The organism is Brevundimonas sp. NIBR10 (assembly GCF_027912515.1).
In the GTDB taxonomy this organism is placed as follows: domain Bacteria; phylum Pseudomonadota; class Alphaproteobacteria; order Caulobacterales; family Caulobacteraceae; genus Brevundimonas.
In genome coordinates this window covers 3,852,507-3,877,717 of record NZ_CP115464.1, presented here as the reverse complement: position 1 = coordinate 3,877,717, position 25,211 = coordinate 3,852,507, and the positions used below count along the sequence as shown (strand labels likewise).

Here is a 25,211-nt window from a genome sequence, read left to right as displayed (position 1 = left end):
GTCGGTCAGGGTCGGCGAGCCGGAACCACGATCCGGGCCGCGCGCTGACGAGGATGCGCAATCATTCCCTGCACCGTGCCATGACCGCCGTCGTGGCGGCCCTGGGCCATCCCGCCAGTCTCCTGGTCCTGCTGATCTTCGCCGTCATCTGGCGGTGGATCGAGCCGGAGAGTTTCGATCTCCACGCCGTGGCCACCCTGATCGCCGTCGCCATGACCCTGGTCATTCAGCGCGGCCAGAATCGCGACACCGCCGCCCTTCAGGCCAAGCTCGACGAACTGATCCTGGCCACCGACGGCGCGCGCAATGAGGTCGCCGGCCTGGATCAGGAAACAGCCGACGACATCGAGGAAATCCGCGCGGCCGGAACGACGCCGTAGCCGGCTGTCCGGAAGGCTCCAGGTTCGCCACTGCGGGCGACCAATGCCCTTTCCTGGAAGGGATTGGGGGGTTCTCGGCCCAAGCTTCCCAGCTTGGTCCCGACAGCGGGTATATTGCCGGGCCTCTGGGTCTTTGACATCGCGCCGCCCGTTCCACGGAAGGATTCCGGACTTTTTTTAAAGGCATGGGCCACGAGAAAGGGCGGCGGTCTCGCGACCGCCGCCCTTCATCCGTCTGACGTTTTTCCGCGTCGGGGTCAGTTGACGCCGGCCATGCCCTTCTTGAGGACGGGCGAGATCGCCAGCAGCAGAACCCCCACGCCCACGCCCACCCAGCCGATGGTGTTGTACAGGGACGCATAGGTCTGCAGCGCCAGGGCGGGATCGGTGACGACCCCGGCCACGGTCGCCGTCGCCGTGGCCTTGGCGATGACGCCGGCGGCGATGTGCGCCACCGAGCTGGACAGGAACCAGACCCCCATCATCAGGCCCACGACCCGTTCCACCGACAGTTTGGTCACCATCGACAGACCGACCGGCGAGAGGAACAGTTCACCGACCGTATGCAGGAAGTAGGTCAGGAACAGGAACATCAGCGGCACGCGGAAGTCGACGTTGGCCGCGTTCAGGGACGCCCATGCCAGCAGCAGGAAGCCCGAACCCACCAGCGCCAGCGCCGTCGCGAACTTCACCGGGGTGGACGGCTCCAGACCGCGCTTGCCCAGGGCGACCCAGAGGCCGGCTACCAGCGGCCCCAGCAGGATGATGATGCCGGGGTTGAAGGACTGGGTATAGCCGACGTTGAACCAGGACGGCATGGCCGTGGACTGGTCGGCGAACAGGCTGAGCGACGATCCGGCCTGTTCGAACAGGGCCCAGAACAGGACCGAGAAGAAGATCAGCACCTGGGCCACCAGCATGCGGGAGCGGTCGGTGCCCTTCAGCCGGGTGATCGTATAGCCGACGACCGCGACGAAGATGGCACCGGCAGCCCAGGGCAGGACTGCTTCGATAATCTCGTGCCGGCGGATCAGCAGCCAGGTCGGGAAGACGGCGACCAGGCCACCGATCCAGAACACGACCTCCAGCGGAACGCCCAGCACCTTGGTGCCCGCGAGCTTCTCCGGGTTGGGCGGCGCGCCCCGGCCCTCGAGCCAGGGCTGACCCAGGATGAAGGTCAACAGACCCGCCAGCATCCCCAGTCCCGCCAGGCCGAACCCGTAGGCCCAGCCGTAGGTGTAACCGAGATAGGAACAGGCGATCGTGGCCAGGAACGAGCCCAGATTGATGCCGACATAGAAGATGGTGAAGCCGCCGTCGCGACGGGGATCGTTCTCTTCATAGAGCGCGCCCACGACCGTCGAGATATTGGCCTTCAGGAAGCCCACGCCGACGATGATCAGCGACAGGGCCAGGAACAGCAGGGGTTCGCCGACTTGGGTGTCGCGCGTCGTCTCCAGCGAATAGCCGCCGACGGGGGTGAAGGCCGGGAAGCCGCCGGCGGGGGTTTCGACTGCCGTCACCGGCGCGACGGGCGCGCCGGGGGCACCGCCGGGCTCGACCTGCGCGGGTGCCGTGCGGGTGTCCGGGGCGCCGATGCGCTTGACGCCCTCGGGCGTGACCTCGATCTCGACACGCTCGGCGCCGTTGACCGCGAACAGCTTGCGGTCCTGATTCCGGCCATCGACCTCGATCGCATAGGTCGTGTCGCCGATGGTGATCCGCTCGCGACCGCCGGTCCCCTCGAAGGCCATGGTGAAGTGACCGAGCACCAGCAGCACGGCACCGATGATCACGGCCTTGCGCGATCCCAGATACTTGTCGGCGATCAGCCCGCCGACGACGGGCATCAGATAGACCAGGGCCGCGTAGGCGGCGTAGATGCCTTGCGCCTCCTCGGGGCCGAACAGGAAATGCTGGATCAGATAGACCGTCAGCATGGCCCGCATGCCGTAGAAGGAGAAACGCTCCCACATCTCGGTGAAGAACAGGATCACCAGACCCCGGGGGTGTCCCAGAAAGGTCTTGCGAGGCGAAAGCCCCCCCATATCCGTCGTGCTCAAACGCTCACTCCCTCATGCAGCGCCAGCCCGGCGCGCTTTGAGCGCATAACCAGCACGGCCGCAAAGGCCCGACAAGTCTTAAGGATGAATCGAAAGCGTAACCCCGGTGTCTCAATCCCTCTGGATCAGTGGAAATCCCGCGATCCGGGCAGGATGCGGACGTCGCGCGGGTGCCGACCGCGACCGGTGCCCGTACCCGTACCCGCCCCCGACGGCGCATGGCCCGATCCCGGCGTCTGGCTCATCGACAGCTGACCCAGCATCGGGGTCCAGTCGATCAGGTCCTCGACCACCAGATGGGTCACCCCCTCGGCCCGCTGGACCCGGCCCCGTGCCAGGATCATGCGAGCGCCCATGGCGATGGGCCGAAGCCGCTCAAACACGTCGGGCCAGACGACCAGGTTGGCGACCCCCGTCTCGTCCTCCAGCGTCAGGAACACCACCCCCTTGGCCGACCCCGGCCGCTGGCGCACCAGCACGACCCCGCCGACCGCCACCCGCCGGTTCTCGCGCGCCGCCTGATAGTCCAGCGCCGTCATCGCCCCCGCCTGGGCCAGACGCTCGCGCAGGAAGGCGACGGGGTGGCCCTTCAGCGACAGGCGGATGGTCTGGTAGTCGCCGACCACCTCCTCGCCGGCGGTCAGTTTCGGCAGGGCCTCGGGCGGGCGGCCGTCCGCCTCGTCCAGCCCCATGGCCTCGAACAGGGGGGCCGAGGACGCCGGTGGTGCCCCTTTCGCCGCCCACATCCCCTGCCGCCGCGACAGCTTCAGCGACCCGAAGGCGTCCGCCTCCGCCAGCCGATCCAGGGCCGCCGGTGGCAGCTTCGCCCGCAGCCGCAGGTCCTCCAGATCGTTGAAGGGTGCCTCGGCCCGAACCAGCATGATCCGCTCGGCCCAGTCCCGCCGGAAGCCGTCGATGGACCTCAGGCCCAGCCGCAGGGCGCGCCGCCGCCCCTTTCGCCGCCGCTCCAGGCTGCAGTCCCAGTCGCTGGCGTTGACGTCCGGGTGCCGCACCTCGACGCCGTGCTCCACCGCGTCGCGCACGATCTGGGCCGGGGCATAGAAGCCCATCGGCTGGCTGTTCAGCAGACAGGCCGCGAACACCTCGGGATACAGGCATTTCACCCAGGCCGAGAGGTAGACCAGATGGGCGAAGGAACAGGCGTGGCTTTCCGGGAAGCCGTACTCGCCGAACCCCTTGATCTGGTCGAAGCATCTCTGGGCGAAGGTCGGGTCATACCCCCGCGCGATCATCCGGCCGACGAAGATGGTCTCGTAATGGCCGATGGTCCCCATGTGCCGGAAGGTCGCCATGGCCCGGCGCAGGCCGTTGGCCTCGCTGGGCGAGAAGGTCGCCGCGTCCATGGCGATCTTCATCGCCTGCTCCTGAAACAGGGGCACGCCCAGGGTCTTGTCGAGGACCAGCTTCAGCTCGTCCGGCGGGCCGTGTTCGGGTGCCGGTCTGGGATAGTCGATGACGAAGGGAACCCCCGCCGCCTTCGCAGCCCGCCGCTCGGCCCGGCGCTTCAGATAGGGATGGACCATGTCGCCCTGGATCGGGCCGGGCCGGACGATCGCGACCTGGACCACCAGGTCATAGAAGACCTCGGGCCTCAGACGCGGCAGCATGGCCATCTGGGCCCGGCTCTCGACCTGGAAGACGCCCAGGGAGTCGCCCTTGCACAGCATTCGATAGACCTTGCCCCGCTCTCTCGGCACCGAATGCAGGTCCAGCGGCCGCCGGTAATCGACGGCGATCATGTCGAACGCCCGCTTCAGCGCCGTCAGCATCCCCAGTGCCAGCACATCGACCTTCATCAGCTTCAGATGATCGATGTCGTCCTTGTCCCATTCGATGAAGGTGCGGTCCGCCATGGCCGCGTTGCCGATCGGCACGATCTCGCACAGCGGACCCTGGCTCAGCACATAGCCGCCGACGTGCTGGGACAGGTGGCGCGGGAATTTGATCAGTTCGGCGGTCAGGTCGAGCGCCATCTGGAACCGCGGGTCGTCGCGCCGGAACCCGGCCCGGTCCACGTCCCGGTCCTTTACCTCGGACCCGTAGGAGCCCCACACGGTGTCGGCCAGCCGCGCCGTGACGTCCTCGGTCAGGCCCAGGGCCTTGCCCACATCGCGGATCGCCGAGCGCGGCCGATAGTGGATGATGGTCGCCACGATCCCGGCCCGGTCGCGGCCATAGCGGCGATAGACGTACTGCATCACCTCCTCGCGCCGCTCGTGCTCGAAATCGACGTCGATGTCGGGCGGTTCGGACCGGTCGGCCGAGATGAACCGCTCGATCAGCATGTTCTGGCTGGTCGGATCGACATTGGTGATCTTCAGACAGAAGCAGATCACCGAGTTGGCCGCCGACCCCCGCCCCTGACACAGGATGTCGCGCTCCGGATCCCTGGCCCAGGCGACGATGTCGTGGACGGTCAGGAAATAGGGGGCGTACTTCAGCTGGCGCACCAGCCGCAGTTCCTTCCTGATGGTCCGCACGACATGGGTTGAAACCGGCCCCCTGGCGCGAGGCCATTTCTCGCGGGCCCCCAGACAGGTCAGCCGGATCAGCCACCGCTGAGGCGACCAGCCCGGCGGCACGGGTTCGTCCGGATAGTCGTAGCTGAGTTCGCGCAGGGAGAACCGGCACGCCCGTACCACCTCCATCGTCCGCTCCAGCGCCGCCTCGTGGCCCTTGAACAGACGGGCCATCTCCTGCGTGGGCTTCAGGAACCGCTCGGCATTGGCCTGAAGCCTCAGGCCCGCCGCGTCGATGGTGGTGCCCTCGCGGATACAGGTCAGGACGTCCTGCAAGGGGCGGCGGTCGGGGTGGTGGTACATCACCGCATTGGTGGCGATCATCGGCGCAGCCGTCCGGATCGCCATGGCCGCCAGCCGGTTCAGCCGCGCCCGGTCGTCACCACGCCACAGGGGTTGGGCAGCCAGGTACAGGGTGTCGGGCCAGGCCTCGCGCCATGTCTTCAGCCGCGCCTCGAAGGCCGCATCCGGATCGATCGGGGCCACGGCCAGGGCGATCATGCCCTCGCCATGAGCCACCGCCTGGTCGAAGGTCAGCCGGGTCTCGCCCTTGGTGATGCGCTCGGGGGTGTCGGTGGCCGACGGCGTGTCGGGCCGCAGGGCGACCACGTTCGTCGTGGGGGCGGTCGGGTCCGACAGAATCTCGCTCTTGCCCAGGGTCAGCAGGCGGCACAGCCGGCCATAGGCGGCCCGGTCGCGCGGGAAGACGATCAGTTCGCTCCCATCCAGGAACCCCAGCCGACACCCGACCACCAGAGGGATGTCCGCGTCCTCGCTCCCCATCAGGGCCCGCACCATCCCGGCCAGGGTGTTGCGGTCCGCCACCCCCACCGCCGCCAGCCCCAGGGATTTCGCCTGGAACATGATCTCGCCGGGATGCGACGCCCCCTCCAGAAAGCTGAAGTTGGTCATGGCACCGAGCTCGGCGTAGTCGCCGGACCAGGCCATCACGGGAACATCCCGTGCATCCACCATGAGGGGGCGCGCTCCTCGGCCGAACCGGCGTATTCGCGGCCATACAGACCCTCGCGGAACAGCCAGTAACGCAGCCCTTGGTCGTCCTCGATCCGGTAGTAGTCGCGAGTGCGCGGCCGGCGCTCCAGCGGCCCGGCGCTGTCCGCAGGCGTTCGCCACCATTCGGGCGATAGGCGTTCGGGGCCGTCTGCGCGGGTGACCCGCCGCGCGACGCGACGCCAGGTGAACTGGGCCGGGGGCCGATCCGGCAATTCGGCGACCACCTCGATCGGCTCGGGCGGGTCGAGCATCAGGAGGGGACGGGCGCGACGATCCCAGCCGTCGGCGAGCGCAGGGGCCCGGCGCGCCCCCAGCGCCGGTCGCCAGCGTTCCGCCCGCTCGGGCAGCCAGGAGCCGCCCGGCTCGGCGACCTGGATCGAGGCCTCGCCCAGTCGGGCCGACAGCCGGTCGATCAGGGCGGCCAGGCTTTCGGCGTGGCGGGCGGCGGCCTCGTCCTCGGTGGAGATCTGGCGTGCCGTCATGGGCTCGGTCATGTCGGCGCTCAGCATCAGGGCGTCGATGCCGAAGCCCAGGTCGATCCGTTCGAAGCCCCGCTCGCGGAACAGCCGCATCCATATTCCGGCGTCGCGGCCGGGCGTTCCCAACCGGATCGACAGGCCCCGCGTCTGGCCGTCGGTGCGGAACCCGGTCAGGGTCAGGGCCCGCGCGCCCTGGCCGTCCTTCTCCAGCGCCGCCGCCAGATCGGCCATCAGGCCCGGAGCCCGCCCCTCGACACCCCCGGTGTCGCCCAGGGGCTCGGCATAGGCCTCCCAGGCGCGATAGCGGGGGGGCGGCCGGGTCGGCTCCATCGCCTCGGCCGCCAGACCCAGGGCCTGATCCAGACGTCGCACCAGACCTGCGCCGTCGACCTCGCGGAACCGCCGCGCCAGTCCGGCCCGGGGCATCGGATAGAGATCTCCGATCCGGTACAGGCCGAACCGCCGGGCCTGTTTCAGGGTCGCGGCGTCGATGCGCAGGGCCTCGACCGGCAGTCCGGACAGGACGTCGCGCAAGGCGGCGTCGGCGACCACCCGCGCCGCGCGGGCGGCCGGACCATGGCGCGCCACGGCCCAGGCCGCGCCGGGCGTGGGGGCGATGGCGGCACGGGCCCGGACCCCGGCCTGGCCCATGCGGCGCTCGACCTGCTCCAGCAGCCCCGTTTCGCCGCCGAACAGGTGCGCCGCCCCGGTCACGTCCATGAACAGGCCCTCCAGCCCGTCCGGCGAGGCATCGACCGTGACCGAGGGCGACCACCGCTCGGCCCAGACGGCCAGGGCCCGCAGCGCCCGTTCGTCGGCGTCGGGGTCGGCCGGACGGCATTCCAGCGCGGGCAGGATGGCGCGGGCGTCGGCCTGGGTCTGGCCGCGCGACAGGCCGGCCGCGCGCGCCGCCGCGTTCAGGGCATGGATCACCGCGCCCCGGCTGGTGCGTCCGATCAGGGCGAAGGGTGGGCCCTCGTGAGTTCCGACAGGGGGCTCAGGCGGCGAGACCCGTCCGGCCCCGTTCGCCCAGACCGTCACCGGCCAGTCGATCAGCCAGACGGAGACGATACGTCTCATCATCCTGCTCCAGTCGCCAGACGCCCGGCCGTTCCTGGCGGCTGCGGGTCAGTTCCGCATCGAGACGAAACCCGCCCGGCGCGCGGGCGTCATGGGTCGCCCCGAAACTCGCCAGAGTTGTGATCCGCCACCGCCGCCGGGCCGCGCTCAATCCCCCTTGCGTCCGCCGCAGCAGGATACCGGCCGAGGCCCCGTCGCGGGCCGCGAACTCCAGCCGCCGCGTCTGGGCCAGGGTCGCGTCTTCCACTGTGGCCAGGACGGCCGAGACCGCACCCGATCGCAGTGCCTGTTCCATGACCCACAGCCCCTCGGCCTCGCCGGCGACATGGGCGACGATCAGGCCGGACGCCCTGTTGCCTGTCCCGACGCTCGACAATCCGGGCCCGTAAGGCCGGCCATGCTCGCTCCGCCACGTCCGCCCCAGCGCCATCAAGACAGGCCTTCGATCCGCGTGCGGCAATCGCACCAGGGCAAAGGCCAGGGCCCCCGCCATGTCCCGCACGCCCGCCGCGCACACCTCTTCCAGTCCCTCGCAATGGGGCGGGCAGGCGACATCCGGGGCGAGGGACGGAACGGTCATCATGGGCTCGAAACCTGAATGTTCATTATTTGTTCCGGTCGCCGCAGAGTCAAACCTGAATCGCTCCGCTTCCTGCCGGAAATCAGAATTCAACCTTTACGTGTCGCGATGTTCTGGTCCGATCGATGCAGTGACACCCGCCTGAACCCCCGCCCTGTCCCAGGACAGGAAATGGATCCCCCATGACGACCCGACCCTTCGCCCCCGCCGACATCGACGCCGTCAACGCCCTGCACCGGTCCGTCTGGTGGCCGGAGCGTTCAAAGGCCGGCTGGGCCTGGCTCGACGCCAACCCGGCCCGCGCCGATATCGATGCCCCGACGGGGTGGGTCGTGACGGATGCGGCGAATGCGCCGGTGGCCTTCGTCGGCAATCTGATCCAGCGCTTCTGGAAGGATGACGTCCTGTTCCACGGCGCGACCGGCTTTTCGATCATCGTGCCGCCCAGCGCGCGCGGGGCCAGCCGTCACCTGCTGAAGGTGTTCAATCGACAGCCCCACGTCTTCGCCGCCTACACCTTCAACGCCAACAGCCGTTCGGCACCCCTCTATGGCCGCCACGACATGGTCGCCTGGCCGCCGCGCACCCATGACCTGAAACTGTCCTGGATCATCGATCCGATCGACTGTCTGCACGGACGTATCCTGCGCGAGGCGGTCAAGCGCGCGCCACACCTGACCGACCCCTATCGTGAGCGGTTCATGCACCGCCGCCTGGGCTCGCCGCGCACGCCCCGCCTGCCGTCGCAGGTCTCGCCGGTCACCGATCTCGGTGACCGCTCCGACTATGCGGCCTTCTGGGAGGCGTTGAGGGCCGAGGGCCGGCTGATCGCCGACCGCAGCCCCGAGATCCTGCGCTGGCGCATGGCCGATCCGGATCAGAAGACCCCGCCGGTGATGGTCGCCTTCCGGCGCGACGGCGTCATCACCGGCTATGCGATGGCCCTGATGGCCAAGGCCAATCCGATCGAGCCTGCAATCCTGGAAATCCTGGACCTCGTCGCCCTGGAAGGCGACGCCAAGGCGATTCCCGCCCTGATGCAGGCCCTGATGGCCGAGGGCCGGGCCCTGGGTGCCGCCAAGGTCAGGCTACAGGTTCTGGGCGAGGACCTGTTGCGCCGTCTGGGGCCCTGGGCGACCGGCGCGCGGCGCGAAGGCGGCTGGGGTCACAGCCATGTGCGGTTCAACGCGGGCGGACCCGACCATCACGCCTGGTCGCCGACGCCGTTCGACGCCGACCACGCCTTCTGCCAGCGACCCGTGCCGGTGCGGAAAAAGCGCGGCGAACGGACGCCAGTCCCTGTCCGTCAGACCTGAGGCCGGGCCTTCAGCTCGTCCCGGATTTCCATCAGCAGGGCCTCGGTCGCCGTGGGCGCGGCCGGGGCGGCGGGGGCCTCGGCCTCCTGGCGACGCAGCTTGTTGATGCCCTTGACGATCATGAAGACCACGAAGGCGACGATGGCGAACTGGATCACCGTGTTCAGGAAGGCACCGTACATGACCGAGACCTTCTCGATCTCCTCGGTCGCCCCGTTCTCGGGCCGCAGCACCCATTCCAGCTTGGAGAAGTCGATGCCGCCGGTCAGCAGGCCGATCGGCGGCATGACGACCTGATCGACCAAGCTCTTGACGATGCCGTTGAACGCCGCGCCGATGATGACCCCGACGGCCAGATCGACGACATTGCCCTTGATCGCGAACTCGCGAAACTCGGAGACGAGGCTCATTCTCTATGCCCTTGGGTGAGTGATGGGCTCACTGAAAGCCAGTTCGCCCTGCCGTTCAACCCAAAGACCTGGGCCGTCCCTGCAATCAGGCGTCGCCCGAGGCGTTCAGCCGCTCGCGCAGCTCCTTGCCGCTCTTGAAGAAGGGCACGGACTTGGCCGGGACATCGACCGTCTCGCCGGTGCGGGGGTTACGCCCGGCACGCGCCGGACGCGAGCGCACGGAAAAGGCACCGAAGCCGCGCAGCTCAACCCGTCCGCCTTCGGACATGGCGTCGGTCATCCGGCCCAGCACGATATTGACCACGCGCTCGACCTCGGCATGGGTCAGGTGCGTATTCTCAGCCGCCAGCTTTTCGATCAACTCTGACTTGATCATGCGCAGGACCTCACCTTGCCAGCCCTCCAGGAGCGTGTGTGGTCGCCGTCCCCTGCGCCCACGAAAACACCCTAACCTTCGCCGGGCGCGCGAAAAAGCCCGGAAAGGTCACATAAGGTTCCAAAGATGGTGAATGTCACCCACCGTACACAGTGGAAATTTTTCGGCGGCAAAGAAAAAGGGCGGCCGGATCGCTCCGGCCGCCCTCTGTCTCATCTCATCGTAGCGAGCCTCAAGTCGTGAGGCTCCGCGAGCCGAACGTAGGCTCTACGACAATTCAGTCCTGCTTGGCTTTCTCGCGCAGGGCGGCGCCCAGGATGTCGCCCAGCGAAGCGCCCGAATCGGACGATCCGAACTGTTCGATGGCCTCGGCCTCGTCCTTCATTTCCAGCGCCTTGATCGACACCGAGATGCGGCGCGAGGCCTTGTCCACGGCGGTGATCTGGGCATCGACGCGGTCGCCGACGGCGAAACGCTCGGTGCGCTGCTCGTTGCGGTCGCGGCTCAGGTCCGACTTGCGCACGAAGCTGGTGACCGGCGCGTCATCCTCGCCGAACTTGACTTCGATGCCGCCCGACTCGATCGAGGTGACGGTCACGGTGACCGTCTGGCCCTTGCGATAGGTGTCGCCCTCGGCGATCGGATCGCCGCCCAGCTGCTTGATGCCGAGCGAGACGCGTTCCTTCTCGACGTCGACGTCCAGGACCTTGGCCTTGACCATCTCGCCCTTGCGGTAACGCTGGATGGCTTCTTCGCCGGAGACGTTCCAGTCCAGGTCGGACAGGTGGACCATGCCGTCGATGTCGTTGTCCAGGCCGATGAACAGGCCGAACTCGGTGGCGTTCTTGACTTCGCCCTCGACGGTCGAGCCGATCGGGTTGGCGGCGACGAACGCATCCCACGGGTTGTCCTGGGCCTGCTTGAGGCCCAGCGAGATGCGGCGCTTGGAGGCGTCGACATCCAGAACCACGACGTCGACTTCCTGCGAGGTCGAGACGATCTTGCCCGGGTGGACGTTCTTCTTGGTCCAGGACATTTCCGAGACGTGCACCAGGCCTTCAACGCCGGCTTCCAGCTCAACGAATGCGCCGTAGTCGGTGATGTTGGTGATGCGGCCCGTGTATTTGGCACCGGGGGGATATTTGGCTTCGACGCCGTCCCACGGATCGGACTGCAGCTGCTTCATGCCGAGGCTGATGCGCTGGGTGTCGGGGTTGATCTTGACGATCTGGACCTTGACGGTGTCGCCGACGGCCAGCACCTGCGAGGGGTGCGAGACGCGCTTCCAGCTCATGTCGGTGACGTGCAGCAGGCCGTCGATGCCGCCCAGGTCCACGAACGCGCCGTAGTCGGTGATGTTCTTGACGACGCCGTCGCGGACTTCACCCTCTTGCAGCTGGCCGACCAGCTCCGTGCGCTGTTCGGCGCGGGCTTCTTCCAGGATCGCGCGACGCGAGACGACGATGTTGCCGCGCGGGCGGTCCATCTTCAGGATCTGGAACGGCTGTTCCTTGCCCATCAGCGGGCCGACGTCGCGCACGGGGCGGATGTCCACTTGCGAACCCGGCAGGAAGGCCGAGGCACCGCCCAGGTCGACGGTGAAGCCGCCCTTGACGCGACCGACGATGGCACCGTTGACCGGCACGCCCTCGGCGAACACGACTTCCAGACGGGTCCAGGCTTCTTCGCGACGGGCCTTGTCGCGGCTGATGACGGCCTCACCCAGGGCGTTCTCGACGCGCTCGAGATAGACTTCAACGTCGTCGCCGACCTTGGGGATCACCGAGCCTTCGCCGATGCCGAACTCGCGGGCCGGGATACGGCCTTCGGTCTTCAGACCGACGTCGATGATGATGATGTCTTTTTCGATGCCGACGACGCGGCCGTGAACGACCTGGCCTTCGCCGAGATCGCGGCCTTGCAGTTGTTCGTCAAGCAGCGCCGAGAAATCGTCGCGGGTGGGGTTGAGGGTATCAGACATGAAGCTGTGGCGTTTCCGAAAGGGCTATGGCGCGTGACCGGATGGCCCCGCGCGAGGTAAAGGAGAAGTTGGAAATCAAGTCGCATCGACGCGAGTCTCACCCGAAACAGATGAAGCAGAACGCCCGCGGAAGCCGAGGATGGGAGCGTTGGATTTGCCTGACGGGCCTAGAAGCCGTGTCGGACGCGCGCCGCCTCGACGATACGGCGGGCCGCATCGAAGGCGGCCTCTATATCCATATCGGTCGTGTCCAGCAAGACCGCGTCATCGGCCTGGACCATGGGGGCCGCGCCCCGCCCGGCGTCCCGCTCGTCGCGCTTGAGGATATCGGCCAGCATCGCCTCATAGGAGATGTCGTCGCCCTTGGCCGTCAGCTGTTTCCAGCGACGGGTGGCGCGGGTCTCGGGTGTCGCGGTGACGAACAGTTTGGCCGGAGCAGCCGGCGCGATCACCGTGCCGATGTCGCGGCCGTCCAGGACCGCGCCGCCCGGCTGATGGGCAAAGGCCTGTTGCAGGTCCAGCAGGGCCGCGCGGACACCCGGATAGCCTGCGATCCGGCTGGCTGCCTCGCCGGCCTCGCCGGTGGTCAGGCGGGCGTCGTCCGAAAGACCTGCCGCGTCCAGCGCTCGCGCCACGCCTTCGGCCGCGTTCGGGTCGTCAAGGTCGCCATGGGCATCGAGCACCCCCATGCCGACGGCACGGTACAGCAGGCCCGTATCCAGGAACGGTAGCTCATAGGTCCGCGCCAGTCGCGCGGCGACGGTCCCCTTGCCCGACGCGGCGGGTCCATCGACAGCGATCACGAAATCCATCAGGCGGCGGTGTCCACCCGCACGGGGGCGAGTCGCAGACCCAGGGCCTGCATCACCTTGAAGATGGTCGCCAGTTCGGGCCGTCCCTGATCGCTGAGCGCGCGATAAAGGGCCGTACGGGACAGGTTCGCATCCTCGGCCATCCTGGTCATGCCCCTGGCGCGGGCGACGACGCCGAGGGCCTCGGAAATCATGCCGGGGTCATCGAGCTCAAAAGCGCTTTCAAATGACTCGATCAGAAACGCCTCAACCATTTCTGGCGTCTCGAGCCAGTCGGCGGCGTCGAAAGGGATGGTTTCAATCGGCATCTCTAAACTCCGAGGCCATGGATTTTGCCGCTGCAATGTCACGGGCCTGACTGTCCTTGTCGCCGCCGCACAGCAAAACGATCCAGTCCGCGCCACGACGGGTCAAGTAGATGCGATAGCCGGGGCCGGAATGGATTCTCAACTCGCTTACACCGCCTCCAACCGGCTTCACGTCTCCCCAATGGCCGCGCTTGAGCCCCAAGATCCGTGAGGCGATCTTCGCCACGGCCAACCGATCACGCAGGCCGTCTCGCCACGCGACAAAACGAGGTGAGAGTTCGACGTTGATAGACCGATTGTCGTCTATAGGCGACATTGTGTCAATCCGCCCTGATCCGCGCCGTGACCTCGATCTCGATCTTCATGCGCGGGTCGGCGAGGCCGGCCTGGATCATGGTGGCGGCGGGGCGGACGTCACCGAAGGCCGCGCGAAGGGCGGGCCAGCAGGCGGGAAAGTCGGCCGCATCAGGCAGGATGTAGCGGACCCGGACGACGTCAGTGAATGACGCACCCGCTTCGGTCAGGGCCGCACCGATGTTCCTCAGCGTCTGGTCAGCCTGGGCCGCCACATCGTCCGAAATCGTCATGTCGGCATAGTCGAAGCCGGTCGTGCCCGACACGAAGACCCAGCCGCCGTCCACCACCGCCCGCGAGTAGCCGATCTCGGCCTCGAAGGTGGACCCGGACGTTATCAGGCGGCGGGTCACCCGGCCTCCGTCACGTCTCCGCCCAGACCCCGCATCGTCTCGACGAAGCCCGGGAAACTGGTGGCGATCATTTCGGGATCAAGAACCGAGACCGGGGCCTGAGCCGCCAGACCAAGCACCAGATGGCTCATGGCGATACGGTGGTCGTGGGCCGTGGCGACGGTCGCGCCGCCCGCGACCGGGCCGCCGGTCACGATGAAGCCCTCGGCCTCTTCCTCGACCGCGACGCCACAGGCGCGCAGGCCGTTGACCATCAGGGTGATGCGGTCGCTTTCCTTGACCCGCATCTCGCCCACGCCGCGCATGACCGTCCGCCCCTCGGCGAAGGCGGCGGTGGCGGCCAGGATGGGGTATTCGTCGATCATGGAGGCGGCGCGCGCCTCCGGCACGACCACGCCCTTCAGCGCCGAGTGGCGGGCGGTGATGTCGCCGACGTCCTCGCCACCCGAGACGCGGCGGTTTGTGATGGTCAGGTCGGCGCCCATCTCGATCCAGGTGTCGAACAGGCCAGTACGCAGCGGGTTCAGCATGACCCCCTCCACCGTCACTTCAGAGCCCGGCACGATCAGTCCCGCCGCCAGCGGAAAGGCTGCCGACGAGGGGTCACCCGGCACGGATACGGTGGTCCCGGTCAGGGCCTGGCCTCCGGTGAGCCGAACGACCCAGCCCTTGCCGTCTTCCTCGACATCGACGGTCGCGCCAAAGGCCCGCAGCATACGCTCGGTGTGGTCGCGCGACTTCTCGGGCTCGGTGACGGTGGTCACGCCCATCGCGTTCAGCCCGGCCAGCAGGATCGCCGACTTGACCTGGGCCGAGGCCACGGACTGGACGAAGTCGATCGCAGTGAGGGTCCCGCCCGTCACCGTCACGGGCAACCGGTCCTCGTCGGCGTTCCAGGCGAAGCGCGCGCCCATCGACGCCAGCGGTCCCGTGACCCGCTTCATCGGCCGTTTGCGCAGGGACGCGTCGCCGTCGAAGGTGGTGGTGATCGAATAGCCCGCCGCCGCACCCATCAGCAGCCGCACCCCTGTGCCGGCGTTGCCGCAGTCGATGACGCCGGACGGGGTCTGCAAGCCGCCCTGTCCGGTCACGCGCCACCGCCCTTCGCCCAGCCGCTCGACCGTTGCGCCGAAAGCTTCGGCCGCGCGGGCCGTGGCCAGGATATCGTCCCCCTCCAGCAGGCCCTCGATCTCGGTGACGCCGCTCGCCATCGCGCCCAGGATCATCGACCGGTGAGAGATCGACTTGTCACCGGGCGCGCGCACGGAGCCCTTCAGGGCGGCTGCGGGGCGGGCGGTCAGAAGGGAAGCGGAGGTCAACGCGCTGCTCCGTCGGGCTTTGGGGGCATGACGAACGGGGCCGCCGAGGAACTGGGCTTTTGACAGCGGCCTCCCACAGTGGCAAGGGACGCGACCGAAATCCCCCCCACAGTTCAAAGGCTCCCATCCGTGGCCGATCCCCAACTTGGCGCCAAGCAGGTCTGTCCGAACTGCCAGGCCAAATTCTACGACCTTTCGCGTCGCCCCGCCCACTGCCCGAAGTGCGACACCGAGTTCGATCCCGAAGAGGCGATCAAGCTGCGTAGCCGCCGCGGTCGTCCCGGCGGTTACGCCGCTGACGACGCCGAAGATCAGGTCGTCGACAAGAAGGCCGACGGCGACGAGGACGAGGAAGAGGAAGTCGTCACCCCCGAAATCGATCAGGAAGGCCACGAGCCGATCCTGACCCCCGACGACGAGGATGACGCGGTCGCCGATCCGTCCGAAGAGGCCGGCATGGGCTCGACCGACGGCGACGACGACGTCCTGGCCGACGACGACGACGATTCCGTCCCCTTCATCGAGGACGAGGACGACGACGCCTTCGACGAAGACCTCGCCAAGGGCGGCAAGGACGACGATCTGTAGGAGGCCGCAGCGCGCGGTCGCGAGACTTGAGGCCGGTTGAAAAACCGGTCTCAAGCGGCATCTCGATCAAGCGAAAATAAACTGCCTCGGCGGGGTTGATCGAGAAATCGCCCTGACATAGGTATCGCCGCCTCGCCGGGGACACCCGACGATCCGACCCAGGACGGTATGTCCCAGGTTCGGGGCTTTAGCTCAGCTGGTAGAGCGCTTGCATGGCATGCAAGAGGTCAGCGGTTCGACTCCGCTAAGCTCCACCATCGGTCCCTTCAGACGCTGCAAGCGTTTGAAGGGACCGGCCAACTTCCCCCACATCGTCGGTTCAGCGCAGTGTGCATTCGCGCGGCACAGAGCCGTCACGAGGCGGTCGTGGGGTGTGCTGGGGATGATTGCTCATCGCGGCAGCGCGGCCCCTTTCAGACTGATCCCTTCAGACGCGAAGTGCCGCCCAGGAGACGGCAAAGGAGCGACCATGTTTTCTCCCGGACAATCGCTGGCGCGATTTCCGGGAGATGTGGATGTGCTGGGTCGACGTCCCGGCTCTTCGCTTCGCTACGGCCGGGATGACAACGCGGCTCTTGGCTTTGCTACGGCCGGGATGACAATTCGGCTCTTCGCTCGCGACGGCCTCTAGAACGTCTTCCTCAACCGCAGCGACACGAAGGTGTTGGGGTCGATCTCGCGGTCTTCGGTGAAAGCGAGGGTGCGCGGGTTGCGGCTGGCATAGACCTCGCGGTGGGTCGTGAAGTCGTTCCAGATGTTCAGCTGGGCGCGCAGCGACAGGGTCGGCGTCGGCTTGTATTCGATGAAGCTCTCGAAATAGTTGGCCCCGCGGAACGAGTTGGTCTGGTCCGGGTCATAGCTGGCCTGGTGCAGGCGAGGCAGCCAGGCGATGCCGTACTGGATCTTCCAGCTGGTGATGTCCTGCTGGAAGGCGACGTTGGCCTGGCTGGCGCGGACGCCCGAGATCGGCCGTTCCTCGCCGGTGGTCGGGTCGGTGACGCTGGTCTTGTTCCAGTCGTTGCGGAAGGTGAAGCGGCCGCCCGGGATCTTCAGCTTGTCGAGGGGGATCACCACATTGAGCGACAGTTGATCCAGGGTCCCGTCGCCGATGTTGCCGGTCGCCGACAGGCCGCCGGGCAGGGGCAGGCGGTCGATCACGTCGATGATCTCGTCATGGCGATAGCCGATCGCGACGATCCCTTCGCCCCAGAAGCGGCGCTCATAGGCCAGTTCAGAGATCCAGCGCTGTTCCGGCTCCAGATCGACATTGCCGCCGAACACCGTGCCGTCGCTGAGCTCGGCCGAGGCCGCGAAATCGCCGAAGTCGAGCTGGCCCAGTTCGCGCTCGAAGCGGAAGCGCAGCTGGTTATTGGGCATGGGGGTCCAGGTGGCCAAGAAGCGCGGTTTGGCGAAGAAGAAGGACTTTTCCTGATTGGCGTCGCCGGACTGGCTGATGGTCGAGCCTTCGAGGCGCAGGCCGGCCTCGAGCGTCAGGTTCGGCCGTACGCGCCAGGTGCCCTTGCCGAAGGCCTCGCCGCGCGTTTCCTCGACCTTGACCGAGGCCGAGGGCAGGGGGACGTTGGTTCCGCCGATAGAGAAGGCCTGGGTGACGTCCAGCATGTTGTAGGCCAGTTCGGCACCGCCCTCGAACGTGAGGGTCGGCGAGCGTTCGTTGCGCAGCAGGGCGCGGACGATGGATTCCGACTCGTCACCCTCGGACGCGAAGACCTGCACCGGATCGTCGACGCCGTTGATGCGGGTGTTCGAGGTGGAGACGTCCTCGGACTGCTCGAACTCGTGGATCGCCCGCATTTCCAGGGTCCAGCGCGGGTTGAGCGGACGCGTCCAGGTCAGGCCCAACTCGCCGTTGGTCTCGTCGTCCTGGTATTCGCTGCGGCGGAACGAGGTCGCGGAGCGCAGTTCCTGCCAGCTCTCGTAGTCGTTGACGCCGAGGCGCGAGGTGGCGTCGATCTTGCCGCCGAACAGGGGGCCGGAATAGTTGCCGCGAATGGCCTGGCCGCCGCCGCCCTGGTCGTTGCGGAAGGTCTCGTCGCGGATGATGACGCCGGAGGCATTGCGGCGGATGCTGCGGCCCGGGCCGTTGGAATCGCTCATCCCCATGCCGTCGGCCAGGGTAACGCCCCACGACCGTTCGCCGACCTTGGCCGTATACTGATAGCGGGCACCAAAGATGTCGCGCCCGCCGTCGAAGAAGACCCCGTCGATGGAGAAGATCGACTGGTGGCTGTTCTGGGTCTTCAGGATCACGTTGGCGATCACCGAATAGCCCTGCATGTCGATGCCGGGCGCACCGCCGCGGATCAGCTCGATCCGCTCGACCTGGGCGGCGGTGGTGCGCGACAGTACGTTGGAGCCGGTGTCCGACTTCGACGCCGGGCGGGCGTTGTTGATCAGGACGTTGCCGACCGCGCCTTCAAATCCCCGGCTGCCCGATCCGTCCTCGACCGAGAATCCGGGCACCCGGTTGACCATGTCGAGCGCCGTATTCGGGCGCTGGGCGGCGAAGAAGTCGGGGGTGAAGACCAGCACGCCGCGCTGGTTCGCGTCCACCAGAGGCGCGCTTTGGGTCGGGCCGGTCGGCACGGGGGCCTCGGCGACCTGGGGCTTCGGGTCGGGCTCGGCGAAGGCCGCGCCGGCGCTGAACAGTATGGCCGTTCCGGCCAGAAGAATGGTCTTGGTCATCGCCTGGGGTTCCCCTCGTTACACGCCGAGGTTTGCCGGGACAGGGGCGACGTCTCCAGTTACAAGACGGACAGGTGGATTAAATCTCGGACATATTAGAGGGAGTAAGGTGGATGTTCTGTAATCATCCGCCTTTATTTGGTCATGAAGACATCGGGCTGGCTTAAGGTCTCCGTTGCTGTTCTGAGCGCTCTGGCGTTGCAGACTGCGGCTTTTGCTCAGGATGTTCCGGAACCTGAGGCCACGACGGTCGATGATGTCGTCGTCACCGCCCGCCGGGCGGGGTCGCCGATCTGGCAGGTCGAGCAGGGCGGATCTACCGTCATCCTCGTCGGAGCCATCGGCGGGGTGCCGCGCGACTTCGACTGGCGGCCCGAGGCGCTGGAAGCGGCGACGGCGCGGTCGCAGCGGATCCTCTATCCGGTCCAGGCCGAGGCCTCGATCAGCGACCTGCTGCGGCTGGTCTGGCGGATGCGGACCATCGCCAACCTGCCCAATGGCACGACCAGCGCCGACTATCTGTCGCCCGAACTGCAGGCGCGGCTGGAGACGGTGATGGCGGGCGAGCGCGGCGACCGGTGGCGCACCCAGAGCTTCGTCGCCCTGGGGTTCGACCTGCTGGAAAAGGCGGGGCTTGATCGACGGGGACGAGGCGCGACCGATGCGGTGCGGCGTGCGGCGCGAGAGGCCGATGTCGACGGCAAGCCGGTGGGGGTCGTGCGCGGCGATGAGCTGATCGACAACCTGATCACCCAGCCGCCCCAGATCTATCTGCCCTGTATCGAGGCGGCGATCGCGGCGGCAGAGGCGGGACCTGCGGGGGCCGCTGCGCGCATCGAGGCGTGGCGGTCGCTGCGGGTGCCCGAAGTGCTGGCCACGCCACTGGACAAGGCGCTGAACGTCTGCTGGCCGTCGGGCGATCCGGAGATCGCGCCCGTGTTGCGGACCCAGTGGGCCCAGGCCACGACGGCTGTCCTTGGCGAGCCCGGCGTCACCCTGGCGGTGGCACCCCTGCGCATTCTCGCCGAGCCGGGTGGGGTGCTGGACCAGCTGGAGGCCCAGGGGCTGGAGGTGATCGGGCCGGTGTGGAAGTCTGACGGGGTTCAGTAGAACTCGCTGTCGCGCGACAGGCGGCCACCCGACGAGGAATAGACGCGGCGGTCGGCGTCATCGCGGGCGCGGGCTTCCATCCGGGCCTCCATGTCGGCGCGACGGGCCTCGCGTTCGGCGCGCCAGTCGGGGCGGGGGGCGTCGAAACCGAAGGCCAGGGGTCGGGGCTGGTAGTCGTCGCGGCGTTCTTCCTGGCGCGGGGCCGGTTCGGCGTATCGCGCCCGGTCGTCATAGGCCCGGTCATTGTACCGGGGGGCCTCGCGATCCTCGGCGCGCCAGTCGTCTTCCACATAGGCAGGCTGTTCGGCGTAGAAGTCGGGCTGTTCGGACGGCACGGGCTCCGGCATCCGGCCGTCGAAGCCGTTGTTCAGGGCCCCGACATCCATGACGTCGCCGGGCTGGACCTCGCGCTCGACCGGGGGGACGACCGCGATGTTGAGGGCCGGGCCGGTGGCGCTTTCTGCGTCGGCCGCGCCCCGGTTGGTCAGGGCAAAGCCGCCCAGAGTCAGTGCCAGGACAGCGACGCCGCCCGCGATCCACCAGCGAACCTTCAGCTCACTGAGCCGGTCGAGAAGGGGATGGGACATGACGCCGCCTCCGATGAGAGCTCGATGAGCCCGTTTGTCCGCCCTGTCGTCAACGCCTGCGCCATCACAATGCGGCGACGGGGCGGCGGTTCCTGACCGATCCGCGTCGCCCGAACTCAGACGGCGGTGCCGCCGACCGTCAGGCCGCCGATCTTGAGCGAGGGCTGGCCGATGCCGACGGGAACGCCCTGGCCTGCCTTGCCGCAGACCCCGACGCCGGGATCGAAGGCGAAGTCGTCGCCGATCATGGTGACGTTCTGTAATGCCGTGGCCCCGTCGCCGATCAGGGTGGCCCCGCGCACCGGGGCGGTGATCCTGCCGTCCTCGATCAGATAGGCCTCGGTGCACTGGAAGACGAATTTGCCGTTGGTGATGTCGACCTGGCCGCCGCCGAAGTTGGCGGCATAGAGACCTCGCTTGGTCGAGGCGATCATGTCGGCCTGCTTGTCCCGGCCGCCCTCCATGAAGGTATTGGTCATTCGCGGCATGGGGACGTGGGCGAAGGACTGGCGGCGACCGTTGCCGGTGGCGCGCTGACCCAGCTGACGGGCGCTCAACCGATCGTTCATCAGCCCGACCATGATGCCGTCCTCGATCAGGACGGTGCGCGACGTCGGGGTGCCCTCGTCATCGACCGACAGGGAGCCGCGCCGGCCGGCGATCGAGCCGTCGTCGACGACGGTGACGCCGGGGGCGGCGACCCGCTTGCCCATCATGCCGGTGAAGACCGACGAGCCCTTCCTGTGGAAATCGCCCTCGAAGCCGTGGCCGATGGCCTCGTGCAACAGGACGCCGGGCCAGCCGGCGCCCAGAACCACGTCCATCTCTCCGGCCGGGCAGTCGACGGCGTCGAGATTGACCAGGGCCTGGCGCAGGGCCTCGTCCACCTGACCCTGCCAGCGGTCCGGCGCGATCCAGGTCTCGAACCCGGCGCGGCCGCCGGCGCCGGAGGAGGCGCTTTCGCGGCGGCCGTCACGCTCGACCGTGACCGAGACGTTCAGCCGGACCAGGGGTCGGAGGTCGCGCACCGTCAGGCCGTCGGCCCTCAGGATCTCGATCTGGCGACGTTCGCCGACGATGGAGGCCGAGACCTGGACCACGCGCGGATCGCGGGCGCGGGCCCAGGCATCGATCTCCGACAACAGGGCGATCTTGTCCGAGAAGGCGGGGGAGGCGAGGGGGTCGACGGCGTCGTAGAGTTTCTGGTTGGTCGCTCGCGGCCCTTCGGCGGAGACGCCCGCGTGGCCGGCCTTGGCGAGGGAGGCGCTGTCGGCGGCGCGGCGCATGGCGGCGGCCGATATCTCGTTGGCGTGGGCGTATCCGGCGGTCTCGCCCGCCACGACCCGCAGGCCGAACCCTTCCGAGGCATCATAGGCGGCGGATTTCAGCCGGCCGTCGTCGAAGACCAGGGATTCGGATTCGGATCGTTCGAGGAACAGCTCCCCGTCGTCGGCTCCGTGAAGCGCGCCTTGAAGGATCGACAGGGCTTCGGAAGGGTCGACGCCGGCGGTGTCGAGGATGGGCGGCTGGGCAACGGCGATGGTCATGAACCCTAGATAGGGTGTTTGTTGCGCCGCGTCACGGCGCGCTCGCTAAGTTCAACGATGGCAAGGGGTTACGCACCTGCAGCAAAATATGGGCTCTTGCATCACGCTGTAATGTGGCGTCGAATAACGGCAATAGGGGGAATGAAATCATGTGCATCATCTGCGCTCAGGGCCTGCAAGGCGTCGGTTCATCGCGATTCGTGCCGTTCGACGGTGACGGCGGTGCGGATGGTGGCTACGGCCCGGCCATGCATGCGGACTTCGAGGGGATGTTCAGCCTGCTCAACGCCGACCAGCGCGGCGGTACCGGCCCCAACGGCCGACCCTCGCTGACCACCACGGCGGCGGGTAACCAGCTGACGCGGACCAATGTCAGCTGGGAATCGGCGGGCGGCGGAACCCTGGGCACGGCGACGACCGTCACCTTCGCCTTCCGTGACGCGGCGCCGACGACCATGCCTGACGGCACCACCGGCTTCACCCGCTTCACCGAGGCCCAGATCGCCTTCACCCTGCTGGCGCTGCAGAGCTGGTCGGACGTCGCCAACATCACCTTCACGCGTGTGGGAACCGGCACATCGGGCGAGGGCGCCTATTCCGGTGCCGCGACCATGCTGTTCGGCAACTATTCCGCCGGAGCGGCAGGCGCTGCCGCCTTCGCCTTCTTCCCGGGGCCTCGCGGGGCCTCGTCGACATCCGGCGACCTGTGGTTCAATTCGACGGACACGAACAACCAGTCCGGCACCCTGTTCGAGTACGGGCTGCTGACCATGGTCCACGAGATCGGCCATACCCTGGGGATCGACCACCCGGCCGAATACAACGCCGGTGAGAACCAGCCGACCTATACGGCCCACGCGACCTATTTCGAGGACAGCTATCAGTACACCCTGATGAGCTATTTCGACGAGACCAACACGGGCGCGAACTTCGTCCAGAACGGCACACGCATCTATCCGGCCGCGCCGATGATGGACGACATCGTCGCGGTCCAGCGCCTGTACGGCGCCAACATGACGACGCGGACCGGCGACACCGTCTACGGCTTCAACTCGACTGCAGACCGTGGCTGGTACAGCGTCACCTCGGCGGCCCAGGCCGTGGTCTTCGCCGTCTGGGATGCCGGTGGGACCGACACCTTCGACTTTTCGGGCTATGCCCAGAACGCGATCATCGACCTGAGGGCCGGGGCCTTCTCGAACGTCGGGGGCCTGGTCGGCAACGTCTCCATCGCGGTCGGCGTGACGATCGAGAACGCGATCGGCGGCGCGGGCGCCGACACCATCATCGGCAATGCCGCGAACAACATCATCACCGGCGGCGCCGGCGCCGACACGATGACCGGCGGGGCGGGGGCCGACACCTTCCGCTATCTGGCGACGGGCAACTCGACGGCGGCGCTCCAGGATACGATCACCGACTTCGTGACCGGGACGGACCGGATCGACCTGACGGCGCTGAACCCGACCAGCGTCAGCGTGGGCCGGCTGGCCGGCGGCGTGTCGGTGGTCTTTGCCGAAACCCCGGGCGGTGCCTTCCAAGCCTATGTCAACGGCGCGGTGAACTCGAACGACTTCATCTTCAACGGAGCCATCGGCGCCTTCATCATCGGCTCGGCCGATGCCGACACCATCGTCGGCTCGTCTCGCCCCGATCCCCTGCTGGGCAATGACGGGGCCGATACCATCACCGGCGGCGGCGGGGCCGACGCCATCGCGGGCGGGGCCGGGCGGGATGTGTTCCGTTATGTGTCCCAGGGCGATTCCAACCAGGTGACAGGCTTCGACAACCTGTACGACTTCGTCACGGGCGAGGACCGGATCGATCTCAACCTGATCGGTGCGACCTCGATCTCGATCCTGAGGACCGACAATGGCTCCAGCTTCGTCTATGCCGAGACGGCGAGCGGTAGTTTCCTGACCACGGCGGCGGGACGGGCGATCAACGGGACCGACTTCATCTATTCGGGCGGGTTCGGCATCTACATGGTGGGCTCAGGCGTCGCCGACACCCTGATCGGGACCAGCCTGGCCGATCCGATCGCAGGCGGAGCGGGCAACGACACGATCACCGGCGGTGGTGGGGCGGACGCGATGTTCGGCGACGCGGGGGCGGATACCTTCGTCTATGTGGCGGCCTCGGATTCGACGGCGGCGGCGACGGACGGCATCTTCGGCTTCGTGTCCGGGACCGACAGGCTGGACCTGCGGCTGGTGCGGACCGGGGCGGCCGACACCTTCGGCATCGCCTATCTGCAAGGTGGGTCGTTCCTGTTCGTCGATCTGGGCGGAAACGGATCGACCGACATGGTCATCGGCCTGGCCAACACGACGCTGGTGGCGTCCGACATCCTGTGGGCGACCGGGGCGATCGGCGAGGAACCGGCGGTCAAGGACACCGGCCCCCAGACCCTGCCGGGAGCCGACGAGATCGACCTGTTCGACACCGACATGGCCTTCGACCTGTCGCCGCACACCGGCCGGTTCATGCTGGACCTTGAGGGCGCACGCGGCTTCCACGGCCAGGACTGGTATCTATAGGCCTCAGCTCCCCAACAGGCTGACGGCGAAATTGACGCCCAGGGCCAGGATCACGGTGTTGAAGACGAAGGCCGTGACGCTGTGGATCGAGGCGATGCGGCGCAATCGACGGTCGGCGATCTGAACGTCTGCCGTCTGACACGCCACGCCGATAATCAGGGCGAAATGGATGAAGTCCCAGTAGTCGGGGTCGTCCTCGCCCGGAAAGATCAGGCCGCCGCGCCGGCTCTGCGAGGTGTCGTCAGCCGTCGTTTCGCCGGGGCCGTAGAAGCCGTGCGCATAGTGCTGGGCGAAGATCAGGTGGATGAAACACCACGACAGGGCGACCGTGGCCAGGACCAGGGCGGCGGTCGAGGCGGCACGGGATTCCGGGGCCGTCGCGGCCTCTCCGACCACGATGGCGATGCTGGCGATGGCTGCCAACAGGCTGAGGGGCAGGACGGCGGAACCGGCGTCGTCCAGTTCGGCGGCGCGACGGCGGATCCCGTCCGTCGATCCCGTCCGGGCCACCCTGACGAGCGTGATCATGAGATAGAGGGCGACCCCGGCGTCCCATCCGGCTGCCGCGCGGGTGAGCCAGCGCCAGTGCCCCGGCGTCAGGATCCCCACCGCAACGGCCACCCCCAGGGCGAGCAGCAGAACCCAGTGAAGGCGCAGGATGCGGAGCGGGATGGTCATCCCCGAAAGGGTGAACGCGCAATCGCGGAAACGCCAGCCCCGACCTCGGTCAGGCATCGTCAGTGCCGTCGAACAGGGGCGCAGTCTAGATTC

Annotated in this window: 21 protein-coding genes and 1 tRNA gene; 6 read left to right on the top strand and 16 right to left on the bottom strand. The window is 67.7% G+C overall.

The genetic code is table 11. The annotated features are described in order from the left end of the window. Positions 1-53 precede the first annotated feature (53 nt). Positions 54-380 (top strand): low affinity iron permease family protein, encoded by a 327-nt coding sequence (locus tag O5K39_RS18865; RefSeq protein ID WP_271145136.1) that lies wholly within the window; start codon positions 54-56, stop codon positions 378-380. 257 nt (positions 381-637) lie between these two features. Here O5K39_RS18865 and O5K39_RS18860 read toward each other — a convergent pair whose 3' ends face one another. The 4 genes from O5K39_RS18860 to O5K39_RS18845 form a co-directional block, all read right to left on the bottom strand. After that, a complete protein-coding gene (locus tag O5K39_RS18860; RefSeq protein ID WP_271145135.1) occupies positions 638-2,443 on the bottom strand; it encodes an oligopeptide:H+ symporter in 1,806 nt (601 codons plus the stop codon). 125 nt (positions 2,444-2,568) lie between these two features. After that, entirely contained in the window at positions 2,569-5,958 is a 3,390-nt protein-coding gene (locus O5K39_RS18855) for an error-prone DNA polymerase (RefSeq protein ID WP_271145134.1), read from the bottom strand. Then, positions 5,931-7,556, bottom strand: coding sequence for a DNA polymerase Y family protein (locus O5K39_RS18850; RefSeq protein ID WP_271145133.1), 1,626 nt, complete (start codon positions 7,554-7,556; stop codon positions 5,931-5,933). The genes O5K39_RS18855 and O5K39_RS18850 overlap by 28 nt, the downstream gene beginning before the upstream one ends. After that, positions 7,474-8,136, bottom strand: coding sequence for a hypothetical protein (locus O5K39_RS18845; RefSeq protein ID WP_271145132.1), 663 nt, complete (start codon positions 8,134-8,136; stop codon positions 7,474-7,476). The genes O5K39_RS18850 and O5K39_RS18845 overlap by 83 nt, the downstream gene beginning before the upstream one ends. A 182-nt stretch (positions 8,137-8,318) precedes the next feature. On the opposite strand from O5K39_RS18845, the gene O5K39_RS18840 reads away from it, so the two are divergent. Then, positions 8,319-9,452, top strand: a complete 1,134-nt coding sequence (locus O5K39_RS18840; protein WP_271145131.1) for an N-acetyltransferase — start codon at positions 8,319-8,321, stop codon at positions 9,450-9,452. Here the strand turns inward: O5K39_RS18840 and mscL are convergent. From mscL to aroA, 8 genes are all read right to left on the bottom strand, one after another. Further along, positions 9,443-9,862, bottom strand: a complete 420-nt coding sequence (gene mscL / locus O5K39_RS18835) for a large-conductance mechanosensitive channel protein MscL (RefSeq protein ID WP_271145130.1) — start codon at positions 9,860-9,862, stop codon at positions 9,443-9,445. The genes O5K39_RS18840 and mscL overlap by 10 nt on opposite strands. Positions 9,863-9,947: 85 nt before the next feature. Next, entirely contained in the window at positions 9,948-10,238 is a 291-nt protein-coding gene (locus O5K39_RS18830) for an integration host factor subunit beta (protein WP_271145129.1), read from the bottom strand. A gap of 277 nt (positions 10,239-10,515) precedes the next feature. After that, the gene (gene rpsA / locus O5K39_RS18825; RefSeq protein WP_271145128.1) at positions 10,516-12,219 is read right to left on the bottom strand and encodes a 30S ribosomal protein S1; all 1,704 of its coding nucleotides are present in this window, start codon (positions 12,217-12,219) and stop codon (positions 10,516-10,518) included. A 167-nt stretch (positions 12,220-12,386) separates the two neighbouring features. Next, on the bottom strand, positions 12,387-13,031 hold the full coding sequence (cmk, locus tag O5K39_RS18820) for a (d)CMP kinase (protein WP_271145127.1): 645 nt from the start codon (positions 13,029-13,031) through the stop codon (positions 12,387-12,389). Further along, on the bottom strand, positions 13,031-13,339 hold the full coding sequence (locus O5K39_RS18815) for an addiction module antidote protein (protein ID WP_271145126.1): 309 nt from the start codon (positions 13,337-13,339) through the stop codon (positions 13,031-13,033). The genes cmk and O5K39_RS18815 overlap by 1 nt, the downstream gene beginning before the upstream one ends. Beyond that, entirely contained in the window at positions 13,329-13,655 is a 327-nt protein-coding gene (locus tag O5K39_RS18810; protein WP_271145125.1) for a type II toxin-antitoxin system RelE/ParE family toxin, read from the bottom strand. Before O5K39_RS18810 ends, O5K39_RS18815 begins: the two co-directional genes overlap by 11 nt. A gap of 4 nt (positions 13,656-13,659) precedes the next feature. Then, a complete protein-coding gene (locus O5K39_RS18805) occupies positions 13,660-14,046 on the bottom strand; it encodes a RidA family protein (protein WP_271145124.1) in 387 nt (128 codons plus the stop codon). Then, entirely contained in the window at positions 14,043-15,365 is a 1,323-nt protein-coding gene (gene aroA, locus O5K39_RS18800; protein WP_271145123.1) for a 3-phosphoshikimate 1-carboxyvinyltransferase, read from the bottom strand. The genes O5K39_RS18805 and aroA overlap by 4 nt, the downstream gene beginning before the upstream one ends. 129 nt (positions 15,366-15,494) lie before the next feature. On the opposite strand from aroA, the gene O5K39_RS18795 reads away from it, so the two are divergent. Both O5K39_RS18795 and O5K39_RS18790 read left to right on the top strand, forming a co-directional pair. Beyond that, a complete protein-coding gene (locus O5K39_RS18795; RefSeq protein ID WP_271145122.1) occupies positions 15,495-15,953 on the top strand; it encodes a TIGR02300 family protein in 459 nt (152 codons plus the stop codon). A gap of 181 nt (positions 15,954-16,134) precedes the next feature. After that, positions 16,135-16,210, top strand: a tRNA-Ala gene (locus O5K39_RS18790). Between the two features lie 370 nt (positions 16,211-16,580). Here the strand turns inward: O5K39_RS18790 and O5K39_RS18785 are convergent. Then, positions 16,581-18,656: a TonB-dependent receptor gene (locus O5K39_RS18785; protein WP_271145121.1), complete on the bottom strand. Its 2,076-nt coding sequence runs from the start codon at positions 18,654-18,656 to the stop codon at positions 16,581-16,583. 144 nt (positions 18,657-18,800) lie between these two features. Between O5K39_RS18785 and O5K39_RS18780 the strand changes: the two genes are divergently transcribed. Beyond that, positions 18,801-19,766: a TraB/GumN family protein gene (locus O5K39_RS18780; RefSeq protein ID WP_271145120.1), complete on the top strand. Its 966-nt coding sequence runs from the start codon at positions 18,801-18,803 to the stop codon at positions 19,764-19,766. On the opposite strand, the gene O5K39_RS18775 is transcribed toward O5K39_RS18780, so the two are convergent. Next, positions 19,760-20,353 (bottom strand): hypothetical protein, encoded by a 594-nt coding sequence (locus O5K39_RS18775; RefSeq protein ID WP_271145119.1) that lies wholly within the window; start codon positions 20,351-20,353, stop codon positions 19,760-19,762. The two genes, O5K39_RS18780 and O5K39_RS18775, sit on opposite strands and share 7 nt — an antisense overlap. Positions 20,354-20,469: 116 nt before the next feature. Next, the gene (tldD, locus tag O5K39_RS18770; RefSeq protein WP_271145118.1) at positions 20,470-21,900 is read right to left on the bottom strand and encodes a metalloprotease TldD; all 1,431 of its coding nucleotides are present in this window, start codon (positions 21,898-21,900) and stop codon (positions 20,470-20,472) included. A 149-nt stretch (positions 21,901-22,049) separates the two neighbouring features. Between tldD and O5K39_RS18765 the strand changes: the two genes are divergently transcribed. After that, positions 22,050-24,440 carry a M10 family metallopeptidase C-terminal domain-containing protein gene (locus O5K39_RS18765; RefSeq protein ID WP_271145117.1) on the top strand — a complete coding sequence of 797 codons (2,391 nt, stop codon included), beginning with the start codon at positions 22,050-22,052 and terminating at the stop codon, positions 24,438-24,440. Positions 24,441-24,443: 3 nt separating this feature from the next. Here O5K39_RS18765 and O5K39_RS18760 read toward each other — a convergent pair whose 3' ends face one another. Further along, positions 24,444-25,175: a DUF1345 domain-containing protein gene (locus O5K39_RS18760; protein WP_271145116.1), complete on the bottom strand. Its 732-nt coding sequence runs from the start codon at positions 25,173-25,175 to the stop codon at positions 24,444-24,446. Positions 25,176-25,211: the final 36 nt, after the last annotated feature.